This is a genomic window from Shewanella indica, from assembly GCF_033842865.1.
Taxonomy (GTDB): domain Bacteria; phylum Pseudomonadota; class Gammaproteobacteria; order Enterobacterales; family Shewanellaceae; genus Shewanella; species Shewanella indica.
In genome coordinates this window covers 3,741,644-3,756,988 of the sequence record NZ_JAWXXR010000001.1, presented here as the reverse complement: position 1 = coordinate 3,756,988, position 15,345 = coordinate 3,741,644, and the positions used below count along the sequence as shown (strand labels likewise).

At 53.1% G+C, this 15,345-nt stretch carries 12 protein-coding genes; 5 read left to right on the top strand and 7 right to left on the bottom strand.

The window, feature by feature from the left end:
• Nucleotides 1-64: 64 nt before the first annotated feature.
• A complete protein-coding gene (gene asnS, locus SIL79_RS16835; protein ID WP_039035280.1) occupies nt 65-1,465 on the bottom strand; it encodes an asparagine--tRNA ligase in 1,401 nt (466 codons plus the stop codon).
• A 200-nt stretch (nt 1,466-1,665) separates the two neighbouring features.
• Here asnS and SIL79_RS16830 point away from each other — a divergent pair, with 200 nt between their 5' ends.
• Nucleotides 1,666-2,001, top strand: a complete 336-nt coding sequence (locus SIL79_RS16830) for a hypothetical protein (RefSeq protein ID WP_039035279.1) — start codon at nt 1,666-1,668, stop codon at nt 1,999-2,001.
• A gap of 135 nt (nt 2,002-2,136) precedes the next feature.
• Here SIL79_RS16830 and SIL79_RS16825 read toward each other — a convergent pair whose 3' ends face one another.
• Both SIL79_RS16825 and pabB read right to left on the bottom strand, forming a co-directional pair.
• A complete protein-coding gene (locus SIL79_RS16825) occupies nt 2,137-2,706 on the bottom strand; it encodes a CoA pyrophosphatase (protein WP_039035278.1) in 570 nt (189 codons plus the stop codon).
• Between the two features lie 97 nt (nt 2,707-2,803).
• Nucleotides 2,804-4,213: an aminodeoxychorismate synthase component 1 gene (gene pabB, locus SIL79_RS16820; protein WP_162206387.1), complete on the bottom strand. Its 1,410-nt coding sequence runs from the start codon at nt 4,211-4,213 to the stop codon at nt 2,804-2,806.
• Between the two features lie 255 nt (nt 4,214-4,468).
• On the opposite strand from pabB, the gene SIL79_RS16815 reads away from it, so the two are divergent.
• Nucleotides 4,469-5,986, top strand: a complete 1,518-nt coding sequence (locus tag SIL79_RS16815; RefSeq protein WP_039035276.1) for a fumarate hydratase — start codon at nt 4,469-4,471, stop codon at nt 5,984-5,986.
• A 66-nt stretch (nt 5,987-6,052) separates the two neighbouring features.
• Nucleotides 6,053-8,098, top strand: coding sequence for a dipeptidyl-peptidase 5 (locus SIL79_RS16810; protein ID WP_039035275.1), 2,046 nt, complete (start codon nt 6,053-6,055; stop codon nt 8,096-8,098).
• 479 nt (nt 8,099-8,577) lie between these two features.
• On the opposite strand, the gene fadE is transcribed toward SIL79_RS16810, so the two are convergent.
• Nucleotides 8,578-11,028 carry an acyl-CoA dehydrogenase FadE gene (gene fadE, locus SIL79_RS16805; protein ID WP_039035274.1) on the bottom strand — a complete coding sequence of 817 codons (2,451 nt, stop codon included), beginning with the start codon at nt 11,026-11,028 and terminating at the stop codon, nt 8,578-8,580.
• Nucleotides 11,029-11,281: 253 nt separating this feature from the next.
• On the opposite strand from fadE, the gene SIL79_RS16800 reads away from it, so the two are divergent.
• A complete protein-coding gene (locus tag SIL79_RS16800; protein WP_039035273.1) occupies nt 11,282-12,082 on the top strand; it encodes a class II glutamine amidotransferase in 801 nt (266 codons plus the stop codon).
• On the opposite strand, the gene SIL79_RS16795 is transcribed toward SIL79_RS16800, so the two are convergent.
• Nucleotides 12,026-12,754, bottom strand: coding sequence for a DUF3108 domain-containing protein (locus SIL79_RS16795; protein ID WP_405130443.1), 729 nt, complete (start codon nt 12,752-12,754; stop codon nt 12,026-12,028). The two genes, SIL79_RS16800 and SIL79_RS16795, sit on opposite strands and share 57 nt — an antisense overlap.
• A gap of 19 nt (nt 12,755-12,773) precedes the next feature.
• Nucleotides 12,774-13,136: an MGMT family protein gene (locus tag SIL79_RS16790; RefSeq protein ID WP_037436559.1), complete on the bottom strand. Its 363-nt coding sequence runs from the start codon at nt 13,134-13,136 to the stop codon at nt 12,774-12,776.
• A gap of 176 nt (nt 13,137-13,312) precedes the next feature.
• On the opposite strand from SIL79_RS16790, the gene def reads away from it, so the two are divergent.
• Nucleotides 13,313-13,807, top strand: coding sequence for a peptide deformylase (gene def / locus SIL79_RS16785; RefSeq protein WP_039035272.1), 495 nt, complete (start codon nt 13,313-13,315; stop codon nt 13,805-13,807).
• Here the strand turns inward: def and SIL79_RS16780 are convergent.
• Complete coding sequence (locus SIL79_RS16780; protein ID WP_233962384.1) at nt 13,804-15,231, bottom strand: HAMP domain-containing sensor histidine kinase; 1,428 nt, start codon at nt 15,229-15,231, stop codon at nt 13,804-13,806. The two genes, def and SIL79_RS16780, sit on opposite strands and share 4 nt — an antisense overlap.
• Nucleotides 15,232-15,345: the final 114 nt, after the last annotated feature.

Sequence of the window (15,345 nt, the reverse complement as noted above, 5' to 3'; positions counted from 1 at the left end):
CTAAACTTGATATCCAGCCAATAAAAAACGCGCCCGGAAGCGCGTTTTTTTGGATAAGAACTCGTTAGAAGTTGGCGCTTCTTGGGGCGCGAGGGAAGGGGATTACATCGCGGATGTTGGAAACACCGGTAACGTAAGACACCAGACGCTCGAAGCCCAGACCGAAGCCTGAGTGAGGCACAGTGCCGTAACGACGCAGATCTCTATACCACCAGTAATCTTCCTTGTTGAGATTCATCTCGGCCAGGCGCATATCCAGTACGTCCAGACGTTCTTCACGCTGTGAACCACCGATAATTTCACCAATGCCGGGGGCCAATACGTCCATCGCTGCCACTGTCTTGCCATCTTCGTTGAGACGCATATAGAAGGCCTTGATATCTTTTGGATAGTTCTTCACGACCACAGGAGCCTTGAAGTGCACTTCGGCCAGATAACGCTCGTGCTCGGATTGCAGATCTATGCCCCATTCGACATCATACTCAAACTGCTTGCCGCAGTTTTTGAGGATCTCAACGGCATCTGTGTAGTCCACCTGGGCAAAGTCACTGCTGACAAAGTTTTCCAGGCGCTCAATCACGCCTTTATCGACGCGCTGGGCAAAGAACTGCAGGTCGTCCATTCGCTCTTCCAGCACCGCCTTGAAGGCGTACTTGAGCATAGCTTCGGCGAGACCGGCAATGTCGTTCAGATCGGCAAAAGCCACTTCCGGCTCAACCATCCAGAACTCGGCCAAGTGGCGGCTGGTGTTGGAGTTTTCAGCACGGAAAGTTGGGCCAAAGGTGTAAATCTTCGACAGGGCACAGGCGTAGGTTTCACCGTTGAGCTGACCCGATACGGTCAAAAATGCCTCTTTACCGAAAAAGTCTTCTTCGTAATTTACCTTGCCATCGGCGGTACGTGGCAGGTTTTCCATGTCCAGCGTTGATACCCGGAACATTTCACCGGCGCCTTCACAGTCGGAGGCGGTGATAAGTGGGGTAGAAACCCAGATAAAGCCGTTTTCGTGATAGAAGCGGTGAATCGCCTGTGACAGGCAGTTACGTACTCGGGCAACCGCGCCAATGATGTTGGTACGTGGACGCAGGTGCGCCAGTTCCCTCAGGTGTTCAACCGAGTGACGTTTGGCCGCCATAGGATAGGTATCAGGATCTTCCACCCAACCTGTGACTTCCACTTGGGTGACCTGCAGTTCAAAGTCCTGGCCTGAGCCTGGGCTTTCAACCACTTCACCTGTGACAATCACGGAGCAGCCGGCAGTGAGCTTCAGCACTTCGTCATTGTAATTGGGTAAGCTATTTGGCACCACGCCCTGGATAGGATCGAAACAGGAACCATCATAGACGGCAAGAAACGAGATGCCGGCCTTGGAATCACGACGGGTTCTTACCCAGCCACGTACAGTGACCTGTGAACCGACCGCATGCTCGCCTTTAAATACAGATGCGACAGATGCAATGCTCATTATTGCTTAGTTCTCCAATGAAACGTTTTATGCTTCAATTCGCCCCGAAAATAGTTCGAGAGCAGAAATCAGGCAAATCCCTGACTATATTGATGACACAGGAAAAAATTTGGAGGTTAATATTACCTTGCTGGTGGCTTTTCTCAAGCTGAAAAAGGTATTCTGGGGACAATATCCCCCTTCAGACGGAAGGAGTTTGGATGAAAAAGGTCAAAATCTTTCAATATCTGTTGGCGAGCCTGTCGATTATTGGTTGGTCACTGGCGATTTACGCCCTGCTGATATTTGATAAAGCGCGGCCCGATAGGGCCGTAGGCTATTTCTTCAGCAAAGGGGCGCCGGTGCGTTTGTACTGGGACCCTCAGCAGACCATGCTATTGGAATATATCATCTGGGCTTGCGCTGCCATCAGTTTCATTAGTCTGGCTTTCAACTGGTATGTGGCTCATCACAGCCGCTTGGGTTATTGGTTCAATATTCCACTTTTGCTGCTCTCATCCACCGCCGCTGGCTTGTATCTGCGTTTCTTCATCTAAGGAAGGTGCGAATAAGTCCTCGCGGCCTTCTCTTTTGTAGAGAGTGGCTTACACAGCAATTGGCATTCAAGGCATCTGACTGAAGGCATGCCGGGGCCTGTCAAAGTCTTCCCTAACTGCCTTTATGCTGTGCTGTCAGCGCAGTTGTCGACAAAGCATATCGATAATCGCCGCGGTGGCGCCCCAGATAAAGTGCCTGCGATAGGGAATAAAGGTGACAGGGTAGAAATGGCCGCGGCGCTCGAACATAGCCGTGTGACGATTTTCCTCTTCCAGTAAAAACGCCAGCGGCACCCGAAATAGCTCCTGCACTTCGGCCGGGTCAATTTGGGCCTCAAAGGGTGACTTTACCCAGCCAAGCACAGGGGTGATCTCAAAGCCGGTAAAGGTGGGATGATTGGGCAGTTGACCTATGATTTCGACATTATCCGGCGCCAAGCCTATCTCTTCTTCAGCTTCTCTGAGGGCTGTCATGATAAGGTTCTGATCTTCGGCTTCCGGTTTGCCGCCGGGAAAGCTCACTTGACCTGGATGAGCCTTAAGATGCTTCGGTCTCTGGGTCAGGATAAGTTCCGGCCCCTGCAAACCCGGCTCCAGCGCGATAAGTACCGCCGCGGCCCTGAGTTTGGCCGGGAGCAAAGGACTTGAATGGTATCGACTCAGGGCCCTGAGTTGAAAACGGGTCAGTAGCTCGTCTTTATCCATAGCGTCCTTGAAGTAAATTGAAGTAATCAATAACCCAAGCCATTACTGTCCTGTCTTCGCAAAGAACTATCATCAAGCTTAAATGGCAAGCTTAAGGCTAAGGCGAGTCTGGCTCAGGGGTCAATAGCGGCAGTATTCGACTCACTTTATCATAGGTTTCCTGGTATTCGGCATCCACGTCTGAGTCGGCTACTATCCCGCCGCCGGCCCAGCAATAGAGTTGTCCGGAATCGGCAACTAGGGTTCGAATGGTGATGCTGCTGTCCATTTTGCCATCCTGACTCAGATACCCGATGGAGCCGCAGTAGAGTGAGCGGCGACTGGGTTCCAGCTCTTCGATAATTTCCATGGCGCGGATTTTGGGCGCGCCTGTGATTGAGCCGCCGGGGAAGGCGGCCCGCAGCAAGTCTGTGGCCTGATAACCCGGTGCCAGTTCGGCAGTCACTGTACTGACCAGATGGTGCACCGCCGGAAAGCTTTCTATGGCAAACAGATGCGGCACGGCCACACTGCCTGGGCTGGCAACCTTACCGATATCGTTGCGCAGCAAGTCCACTATCATCAGGTTTTCGGCTCTGTCCTTTTCCGACTCCGCCAGCTGTTTGGCAAGCTGCCTGTCTTGCTGTTCATCGGCACTGCGGGGCAGGGTGCCCTTGATGGGCTTGGTTTCAATATGGCGGTTGGGATCCAGGGCAATAAAACGCTCGGGTGAGATGGACAGGATGCAGTTGTGCTCCAGGCGAATAAAGGCAGAGAAGGGCGCGCCGTTGGCTTGTCTTAGCTTACGATAGGCTTGCCATTCATCGCCTTGATAGTCGGCCTGGAATCTTTGGGTCAGATTGATTTGATAGCAATCGCCGCTGTGAAGATATTGCTGCACTTGGGCAAACTTGTCGCCATATTGCTCGCGGCTAAGCTGCGAGCGCCACTCACCGCTGAGTCGGAAGGCTTTCTGGTCAAGGTGCTTATTGGGGCTGTTTGTGACTTTGGACGTTAGCCGCGACAGGGTGTCTATCAGCGCCTTTTCACCGCGGTAGTGCACCAGTTGCCAGCACCTTAATTCCTTATCGCGAATAAGGGCCCAGTCATAGAGGCCGACATTCATCTCCGGCAGAGCGATATCGGCTGCGGCCAGTTTCGGCAGTTTTTCCAGTCTGCGGCCAAGATCGTAACTGAAGGCGCCCACAGCGCCGCCGCTGAAAGGCTGATTGACCGGCATGGCGTTGGGAAAATACTGTTGCAGCAGTTGTTGCAGCAAGGCAAAAGGATCGTCACTTGAGCGGCGCACGCTGCCTGCCTCAGCGATTTGGGTGGTTTCACCTGTGGTGACTAGCGTGGCTATCGGCTCGGCGACTATGATGTCGTATCTGGCGTCAGAGTGTTTGGCATCGGCCGAATCCAGCAGCATGGCCCAAGGCTCACCGCTGAAGTGGGAAAACAGCTCTAAGGTTGATAATTGCCAGTCAAGAACGCGAATGGCGGGAGGGCAAATAGCCTGCTGGTACATCGAACGACCCTATCTGAAAATGTGATGTAGCCCAAAAAGGAACGAAAGAGTATCATAACGGCCACAAAAAACTAATAAAACCACCCCTGGCCCTTGGTGAAAACGCGTTGTATCACGGCTTTGCTGTCGTTTTGAGCATTTTTGTGTCGCAAAACCGGCAAGCGGAGCCTGAAATTCAAGGCTTTGGCTTGAATCTCTGTTGAGCGTTGATCCTGAGCTGAAGGGGCGGATCCTTAGGCTAATGGAGCGCCAAACATGTCTGTAATCAAGCAAGCTGACTTTATCGACAGCATCACTGATGCCCTGCAATATATCTCCTATTACCATCCGAAAGATTTTATCGATGCCATGGCTGCCGCCTATGAGCGTGAGCAGAGCCAGGCTGCCAAGGATGCGATTGCCCAGATTTTGATCAACTCGCGCATGTCTGCCGAAGGGCACAGACCCTTGTGTCAGGATACCGGCATTGTGACCTGTTATGTCTATCTGGGGATGGGCGTGCAGTGGGACAAGACAGATATGACAGTGCAGCAGATGGTGGATGAAGGCGTACGCCGCGCTTACACCAATCCTGATAACCCGTTGCGAGCTTCAATTGTGGCCGACCCGGCCGGCAGCCGTAAAAACACCCGCGATAACACGCCTTCTGTGGTGCATATTCAGATGGTTCCCGGCGATCATATCGAAGTGGCCATTGCCGCCAAGGGCGGCGGCAGTGAAAACAAGGCCAAGATGGTGATGCTCAATCCGTCTGACGATATCGCCGCCTGGGTTGAGAAGACACTGCCAACCATGGGCGCCGGCTGGTGTCCACCGGGTATGCTGGGAATCGGCATTGGCGGCACCGCCGAGAAAGCCGCTGTGCTTGCCAAGGAAGCCTTGATGGAGAGCGTGGATATTCATGAACTGATGGAACGCGGCGCCGAAACCACGGAAGAGAAGCTGCGTTTGGATATCTTCGAGCGCGCCAATAACTTAGGCATTGGTGCCCAGGGCCTGGGCGGTTTGACTACTGTACTGGACGTTAAAATCAAGACAGCGCCAACCCACGCCGCCTCCAAGCCTGTGGTGATGATCCCCAACTGCGCCGCCACCCGCCATGTACATTTCCATCTTGACGGCAGCGGCCCTGCCGAGCTGACTCCGCCAAGCCTTGATGACTGGCCGGAAATCACCTGGGAAGTGGGTGAGAGCGTGCGCCGGGTCAATCTCGATACCGTTACCCAGGAAGAGATTGAAAGCTGGAACAGCGGCGATACTCTGCTGCTCTCGGGTAAGATGCTCACCGGCCGTGACGCGGCTCACAAACGGATCCAGAGCCTGATTGAAAGCGGTGAAGGCTTGCCTGAAGGGGTTGATTTCACTGGTAAATTCATCTATTACGTAGGTCCGGTCGACCCCGTAGGTGATGAAGTGGTTGGCCCGGCCGGTCCGACAACCGCTACCCGTATGGATAAGTTCACCGATCTCATGCTGGATAAGACAGGGTTGATGGGCATGATAGGCAAGGCTGAACGTGGTCCGGCCACTGTCGAATCTATCCGCAAGCACAAGGCGGTATACTTGATGGCCGTCGGCGGCGCCGCTTATCTGGTGTCCAAGGCGATTAAGCAATCCCGTGTGGTGGCGTTTGAAGATCTCGGGATGGAAGCTATCTATGAGTTTGACGTCAAGGATATGCCTGTTACTGTAGCGGTTGACTCCAACGGGGTGAATGCGCACGAAACCGGCCCGGCAATCTGGAAGGTGAATATCCAGAACGCCAAGGCTTAAGCTGAACCTTGAGGGGCCTATTGGCCCCTTTTGCATTGCAATCAACAACCAATAAGAAGATTTATAATGAAAACCAACCCACTATTGATGGCGCTGCTCGCCGCAGGACTGGCTCAGCCGGCGCTGGCTGCCGATAAGGCCCCTTTTACTGTCCAGGATCTGGTCAAGCTCAACAAACTTCATTCTGCCGCTGTATCCAATGACGGCACCAAGCTTATCTACGGCCTGAAAAAGGTTACCGATGATGGCAGCAGCTCAGATCTCTATCTGTTGGATCTCAGCGACAAGAATGCGACTCCCAAGCAGCTGACTTCTGCACCGGGTACCGAACACGATGTGGCCTTCAGCAGCGACGATAAGCAAGTCTATTTTATCGCTGCCCGTGATGGCAGCAGCCAACTGTATCGCTTGCCGTTGGATGGTGGTGAAGCCCAGGCCGTATCTGATCTGCCTCTGGGTATCGACGGCTACAAATTATCGGCCGATGGCAAGCAGGTGGTGATGAGCATTCGTGTGTTTCCCGAGTGCGACACCCTGGAATGTTCAAAAGCCAAGTTTGATAAAGAAGCCGAGCGCAAGAGTACAGGTCGTGAATACGATCAGTTGATGGTGCGTCACTGGGACACTTGGTCTGACCATGCCCGTAATCACCTGTTTGTGGCGCAGCTTGAAAACGGCAAGCTGGGTAAGCCGGTGGATGTGACCCAAGGCCTGGATACCGAAACCCCGCCAAAGCCATTTTCCGGCATGGAAGAGGTGACATTCAGCCCGGATGGCAAATATATTGTCTACAGTGCCAAGGCTCCGAGTAAAGATCAGGCCTGGACTACCAACTACGATCTCTGGCAGGTGCCGGTCACAGGTGGCAAGGCCAAGAATCTTACCGAAGATAACCAGGCCTGGGATGCTCAGCCGGTGTTTTCCGCCGATGGCCGTTATCTGGCCTATCTGGCGATGAAAAAGCCTGGGTTCGAGGCCGACAGATACCGCATCATGCTCAAAGACACAGTCACGGGTCAGAGCAAGGAAGTGGCGCCTATGTGGGACAGAAGCCCAGCCTCACTGAGCTTTGGTAAAGATAACAACACCCTGTATGTGACCGCTCAGGATCTGGGGCAGGTGTCTGTCTTCGCCATCAACACCCAGTTTGGTGATGTGCGCACTATTTACAACGATGGCAGCAACAGCCTGGTGGGTCTGGCGGGCGATCGTTTGATCATCAATCATAAGTCTTTGGTGGAACCGGGCGATCTCTACTCCATCAACATGGAAGGGCAAAACCTGACCCGTTTGACTGAAGTCAACAAGGCCAAGCTGGACAAGGTCAAGTTCGGTGAGTTTGAGCAGTTCAGCTTCAAGGGCTGGAACAACGAAGAGGTTTATGGTTACTGGCTCAAGCCGGCGAATTTCCAGAAAGGCAAGCAGTATCCGGTGGCCTTCCTGGTACACGGCGGCCCACAAGGTTCATTCGGCAACAGTTTCAGCTTCCGCTGGAATCCTCAGCTGTGGGCCGGTGCCGGATATGCGGTGGTGATGGTGGATTTCCACGGCTCTACCGGCTATGGTCAGGCCTTTACCGATTCCATCAGCCTGGATTGGGGCGGTAAGCCTTTGGAAGATTTGCAAAAAGGTCTGGCTGCGGTTGCCAAACAGCAGAAGTGGATCGATGCCGATAACGCCTGCGCCCTCGGCGGCTCCTACGGCGGTTACATGATGAACTGGATCCAGGGTAACTGGAATGACGGTTTCAAGTGCCTGGTTAACCACGCGGGCTTGTTCGATATGCGCTCCATGTACCATGTGACCGAGGAACTCTGGTTCCCAGAACATGAGTTTGGCGGCAGCTATGAGCAGGCCAAGGATCTTTATGAGAAGTTCAATCCGGCCAACTATGTGGAAAATTGGAAGACTCCTATGCTGGTGATCCACGGTGAGAAAGACTTTCGGGTTCCTTACGGTCAGGGTTTGGCGGCGTTCAGCTATATGCAGCGCAACAATATCCCTTCGGAGCTGCTGATCTATCCGGACGAGAACCACTGGATCCTGAATCCCAATAACCTTGAGCAGTGGTACGCCAAGGTGCTGGGCTGGATGGACCGCTGGACCAAGTAGAACAGGGAAACATGGCACAAGCTTGGTTATATGTTGCAGCGACATATACAGTTTATAGCCACAGATGCTGACTTGAACCACAAAGAGCCAAATCCGACGACTTCAGGTTGTCGGATTTTTTGTGTCTATAAGTAAAAATTTGATATCAGCGACGGTTAATAGCCGTTTTTAATAGGATGTTTTGCTAACAGAGAAAACGCTATCTATACGACAAGCATAAAGGCGTCATTTTCTTGGGAATGAGATCTACTGTTAACTTCTGAATACGGGGCCAATCATCTGATTGTTTTACCTATTTTAATGCTGTGCAGACTGCTTTTTACACCTGGGTTAACTATGTCCCCATTTATTCTTTAAGTTTTGATGCTAGTTATCTTGAATGAAGACCAACTATTGAAGTGAAGGTTGGGAAGGACAATAAAAATGCCGTCCACAATTGTGAACGGCATTTTGTGTTTCCAGTGATATTATCGACAGTCTTAAGCGGCTTGTTCTTCGCGGTTTTCCGGCTCCAGGCTCTGAGCCTTGAGTTCGGCGGGGTCAAAGTCATCCACGTTGATGGACTTCATTCGGCCGATTTCAGCGCGCTCCAGCAGGGCCACTTCTGCATCGCTCAGAACACCCAGCGCCTTGCCTTCTGCGGCCACTTTATCCAGCCACATGAAGGGCAGACGTTTGCCGGCAGCCTTACAGACTTTGTCATACAAGGGCTCTGCCGCCAGTATGTCTTTGAAGGTCTGTTCCTGAATACCTACGGCATTATTGTCGCAGGCTTCCCAGAATTGTCCCTTACCCAGACGGTCACGGCTGGCACAAGGGGTCTGCATTATCTTGGCTACCTTGTGGTCCAACACATCACTTGGGCGCTTCAGTGGTCGACCGAAGGGGAACAACACCAGGCGCAGCACGCCGCCGAGGCCAGCAGGGAAGTTATCCAGCAGCTCATCCAGAGAAGACTGCAGCTTGTAGAGCGCGTCTTCAACCGCCCACTGTACCAGTGGCAGATCTTCACTTTGACGGCCTTCATCCTGATAACGCTTGAGGGTTGCTGATGCCAGATACAACTGGCTGAGCAAGTCACCCAGGCGAGCAGAGATCCGCTCTTTACGTTTGAGGTTACCCCCTAAGGTCGCCATCGCCAGATCCGACAGCAAGGCCAGGTTGGCACTGAAGCGGTTCATATGCTGATAGTAACGCTTGGTCTTGTCGGCAAAAGGCGCATTGGAGAAGCGACTGCCGGTGAGGCCCATCCACAGGCTGCGGATAAGGTTACTTGTGGTAAAGCCGATATGGCCAAACAGCGCCGCATCAAAGTTATTCAGGCCGCGGTTTACGTCGGTATCAAAGGCCGACTCCATCTCTGCCAGCACATATGGATGGCAGCGAATGGCACCTTGACCATAGATGATCATGGAGCGGGTCAGAATGTTGGCCCCTTCAACCGTAATGGCGATAGGTGCCGCTTGATATCCGCGTCCCAGATAGTTGTTGGGGCCAAGACATACCCCTTTACCACCGTGAATATCCATGGCGTCGATAACGCATTTCTGCATTCTGTCGGTCAGGTGATATTTGACTATCGCCGAGATGACGGAAGGCTTTTCACCCAGATCAATACCTGTGGTGGTCAAGGAGGTTACAGCGTCCATCAGATAGGCGTTACCGCCGATACGCGCCATAGGCTCTTCAATGCCTTCCAGCTTACCTATTGGCAGCTTGAACTGACGACGAATGCGGGCATAGGCACCGGTTGCCAAAGCCGCGGTTTTAACGCCACCGGCTGAGTTGGAGGGCAGGGTGATGCCGCGGCCAACCGACAGGCATTCCACCAGCATGCGCCAGCCTTGTCCCGCCATTTTCGGGCCACCTATGATAAAGCTCAGAGGGACAAACACCTCTTTGCCTCGGGTTGGACCATTTTGGAACATACAGTTGAGCGGGAAGTGGCGACGGCCGGTTTCCACACCTTCAACATCGGTTGGGATCAGGGCGCAGGTAATGCCCAGCTCTTCCTTATCGCCAAGCAGATGCTCGGGATCTTTAAGCTTGAATGCCAACCCCAAAACTGTGGCAACAGGTGCCAGGGTGATATAGCGCTTGTTCCAGGTCAGTTTCATCCCCAGCACTTCTTCACCTTGCCATTGGCCTTTGCAGACTACACCGAAATCCGGAATGGCGCCGGCATCTGAGCCGGCCTCAGGACTGGTCAGGGCAAAGCAGGGAACTTCCAAACCTTTGGCCAGGCGGGGCAGGTAGTGATCCTGCTGCTCCGGGGTACCATAGTGCTGCAGCAGCTCACCCGGGCCCAGTGAGTTGGGCACACCTACGGTCGAGGCCAATTCACTGCTGACACCGGCCAGTTTTTGCAGTACCCGGGATTGGGCGTAGGCAGAGAATTCCAGACCACCGTACTTCTTCTTGATGATCATCGCAAAGAAGCCTTTATCTTTGAGGAATTGCCATACTTCGGCAGGCAAGTCCGCCAATTGATGGGAAACCATATGCTGGTTAACCATGCGGCAGACCTCCTCCACAGGTCCTTCCAGGAAGGCATGCTCTTCGGCGCTCAGACGGGCAACCGGATAGTTGTGCAGCTTCTTCCAGTTGGGATTACCGGCGAAGAGATCGGCTTCCCACCAGGTAGTACCGGCTTCAATCGCCTCTTTTTCGGTGGAAGACATCTCCGGCATGATGCCGCGATAGAGTTTAAGTAATGGCCGGGTTATCACACTCTGCCTGAAGGCACTCAGGTTCAGCGGCAGGGCAATAACCAGGAAAATTATCCAGCTAATCAGTCCAGTTACATCCAGCAGGCTGCCTGCTGCCATGACCACTGCGGCGGCTATGGTTGCAGTCAGCAGGGATACTCTGAGGTACGCTGCTGCTCCTAAAACCAAGAGCAATGCCAGGATCCATAGTAGGGTAGTCACTGTTTGTTCTCCTTAATAAAACGACCACTTTATTCAGTGTAGAACGCCTCGCTTGAGAGCGATCAAGATCACAATTATAGTATGTGGTCAGACCTGTGTCGCAATAAAATTAAACCTAAGCGAAATCGAATACAAGCATTTTTCAAACAATTGTTTAAATTTTTTATTGCAAGCAATAATTCCCCTGCCGACAAGGCTTGGCTACAATGCCGCAGATAATGAAATAACAGATTCAGTGACAGGAAAAACCAAGATGTGTGAGCTGCTGGCGATGAGTGCCAATGTGCCAACGGATATTGTCTTCAGCTTTACCGGGCTGGCGGAGCGAGGCGGGGTGACCGGGCCCCATGTGGATGGTTGGGGGATCACCTTTTATGAAGGCAAGGGCAGTCGCACCTTCAAGGATGCCAGCCCCAGCAGCCAGTCCCATGTGGCAAGCCTTATCAAGTCATACCCGATCAAGAGTGAAGTGGTGGTCAGCCATATTCGGCAGGCCAACCGCGGTGAAGTCTCGTTGGAAAATACCCACCCCTTTACCCGCGAGCTTTGGGGGCGCTACTGGACCTATGCCCACAACGGCCAGTTGTCTGACTATGAACAGAAGTTTCAAAGCGGCCGCTTTCAGGCCGTAGGTGATACAGACAGTGAGCAGGCCTTTTGCTGGATAATGAGCCGCCTGGCCGAGCGTTTCGGTGAATCCGAGCCGGATGATATTTTGCCCGTGTTTGAATATGTCGCCCAGCTTGCCGAGGAGATCCGCACTCTAGGGGTGTTTAATATGATCCTCAGCGATGGCCGTTATTTGATGAGTTATTGCAGCAATAACCTTTGCTACATCACCCGCCGGGCGCCCTTTGGCCGGGCGCAGCTGATAGACACGGATGTGGTGATTGATTTCGACACCCAGACCACCCCTAAGGATGTGGTCACTGTCATAGCCACCCGGCCGCTGACCGGCAATGAAAACTGGCAGCTATTGGCGCCGGGGGATTGGAAATTATTCCGTCTTGGCGAGCTGGTTATTGACTTCCGAGCCCAGGCTCAGCTTGGCTAACTTGATATCGAGCTGCTTGCTGCCTGACTCGAAATGGGTCAGGCGCACCGGCAGCCAGCCGAGATCCGGTGCCATCCAAATAAAGGTCTGCCGTTTGCTGCTGTCGCGGACCACTTCCAGTTTCACCGTGTTATAAACGCCACTGTCCAGTGTCATCCGCTCCTTGCCGACTATCTTGAAACTATAGTCATCTATCTCGTTGTCCTTGACCAGCTCATAGGCCAGTGGCTCCTTGCCGGCGGCGAGATCCAGCCGAAACTGCAGCTGTACCATCAGGGCATCGTAGAGGGCGCCTGAGTAGTCCAGCTTGCTCTTTTCATCCTTGTAGCGACTGAAGATTTTGCCCTGCTCCTTGGCAAAGGCTATCTGCTCATTGAAGTTGGGGCCTGTGCCGGTTCGCTGATGGCTGAAGCGCAGCGGCGTCAGCTGACCATCCTGATAGGTAAATTCACTGCGGATATGGCGTTTATCGCTCAGCACCAGCAGGCTGAGATCGCTGTCCAATTTGTATTGATAGAAGTCGCCCTCTGGCGGCAACAGCATAAAACGGGCGCCACCGAGATTGATTTCGCCATAATTGACCTGATATTCAGCAGTGTGGGGTGTCAGGGGGCTGGTCTGCGCCCATAGCGACAAGGGCAGTAACAGTACCAAGAGTAGAAGTGAACGGATCAAAGGCAGTCTCCTGTGGTTAAAACGGCATGGACAAGACCAGAGTGGCCATGTCCGGCCGCCACTCATATTCAGACAGGGCAATTCTGCCTTGGTTCACTTGTACGCCTTCGCTGCGCAGCAGGCTCATCTGTAGCTGAAACGGATGGGTATCCTTGGCAAAGGAGATTTTCCCCTGACTGTTGATCACCCTGTGCCAGGGCAGTGCCAGGCTGTCCGGCGCCTGTTTCAGTGCCCGGGAAACATAGCGTGCCCGTCCTGGTAAACCGGCATAGTCGGCAATCTTGCCATAGCTTGCCACCCGACCTTCGGGGATCAGTGCAACTATGTGCCAAATCTTCTGCATTGGACTTAGTGGCGGGGCGCTCGTTTCCGGGGTCATCTTGGCTCCTGATGCTATTGGCGCAAATTATAATACCATTCCATAGCGGAGGTTACTCACTTGGCAAAAGTGTCATGGCGGCTCTGCGCTGCACATGCAAGATTTGCCTTTTGATGCTTTTTCGCCATAATGGCGCCCATTGAACGCCAAGTCGAGTAAATTGAGAATATAACCCTATGGCAATTATGGATATTTTGACGGTTCCCGATCCCAGGCTCAAGCGTAAAGCCAAGCCTGTTACCGAAATAGAAGCCGTGCAGCCTTTCATCGATGATCTGTTGCAAACCATGTATCACACAGACGATGGTATCGGCTTGGCCGCGACCCAGGTGGGCAGTGAACACGCAATAGTCGTCATTGATATCTCAGAAGAGCGCAATCAACCTCTGGTGCTGATCAATCCGCAGATCACTGAGTCCAGCGGCGAATTTATCGGTGAAGAGGGCTGCTTGTCCATTCCCGGTTATCGCTCCAAGGTAAAACGCTTCGAGTCGGTCACTGTCAGCTATCTGGATCGCCAGGGCCAAGCCCAGACGCTCCACAGTGATGATTTCCTGGCCATAGTGCTGCAACATGAAATCGATCATCTGCACGGCAAGGTATTTATCGAGCATCTCTCTCGCCTTAAACAGGAGATGGCACTGAAGAAGGTGCGTAAGTTTACCGCTTAAGCGATAGACTTAAGTTGGGCTTCGCTGCAGCTTGGCAGTTGCAGCGGCAGCTCAAGCAATATGCTCAAACCGCCCTGAGGCCGGTTGACCGCTAGGGCCGAGCCGCCCAGGAGCTGCATACACTGGCGCACAATCGCCAATCCCAGCCCATAACCTCCCTGAGAGCTGTGACGCGCTTCATCCAAACGGGTGAAAGGGTTGAACAAGGCTTCCAGTTGCTCCTTGGGGATCCCGGGTCCATCATCGCTGACACTCAGCTGCAGCCTGCTATCACCTAATTTGTCGTCACCCAACTGAGATACCTGGATTTCCACCCGGCAGGTTTCACCGGCATATTTGAGGGCATTGCGACAGACATTTTCCAGCGCCCGCTTCAAGTAGGCCATATCGGTATGCAAAGTTTGCTCATCAATGGGGGCCTGTGCCCAGACTATGCTTTGCTTGGGGCCAGACTCAAACTCCAGATCCTGCAGCAGTGAGCGGCGTAATTCTGTCAGGGTAAAAGGCGCTGCCGTCAGCTTGATGAAGCCGTTGCTCAGGCGGCTGAAGTCTAAAATGGTGTTGATCAATTGCGCCATCTCTTCGCCCTGGCGTCTTAGCCTGGCAAGCGGTTGTTGATGTTCCTCCCCCAAGCGATTTTCCAACAGGTGTAAGGCCAGCTCCTGCCGGGCAAGAGGAGTGCGCAGTTCGTGGGAGACATCCCTCAGTAACCGCTGCTGGGTTTGAATGCTTTTTTGCAGCTGCTCGGCCATATGGTCAAAGTCGGTCGCCAACTGGAAAAACTCCGGCTGCTTTAGTGAAAAATGGCCGGCAATCCGGGTATCGAGTTGACCCTGTGCCAGCTGACGGGTGGCACTGCGCAGTAAACTCAGCGGCTGGATCAGATAGCGGCTCAACAGACGACTGAACAACAAGAGCACCAGTACTCCTACCAGGATACGGATAAGCCAGAGGCTTTTATCCAGTTGCTGCGCCGGATGTAAAGAGGCGTTGAGCTGCACCACCAAGAGCAGGGGATTATCCGGCTCCAGGCTATTGCGTAGTGGTAGGCCTATCAAAGGTTTTTGCACCCTGTCTCCCATAGGCTGCTGCAACTGCCTGAGGAAATTGAGTTTGTAAACAAAGTGCGGGTGCATTTCCCGCTGACTCACCGCCTGCTGCTCGCTATCCAGCACATAGAGTACAAATGCCTGCCGTCCCTCCCAATCCGCCAGTCCCGTAATATCGCCCCTGACGATATAGTCGTTGGCCTCATCGGCCAGTTGCTGTAACTGGCTTTGGGTCTGCTGGGGCAGCAGTAACAGGCGGTTTAGCAACATGGCTTCAATACCACTGGCGAGCAGCAGGATAAGCAGTAATGACACACCAAAATAGCCAAACAGTCGCCATTGGAGTTGGGAAAACAGGCCGGAAAAGGGCAGCAAGGCACGCTCCTGAATTATTCGCTGAAGTCGAGAATATGTTTCGATAATCATTCTCATTTATTCTATCTCGGGTTAAGGCTTTGGCGCCAGCACGACTTGTCAGTTGGCTAAAGT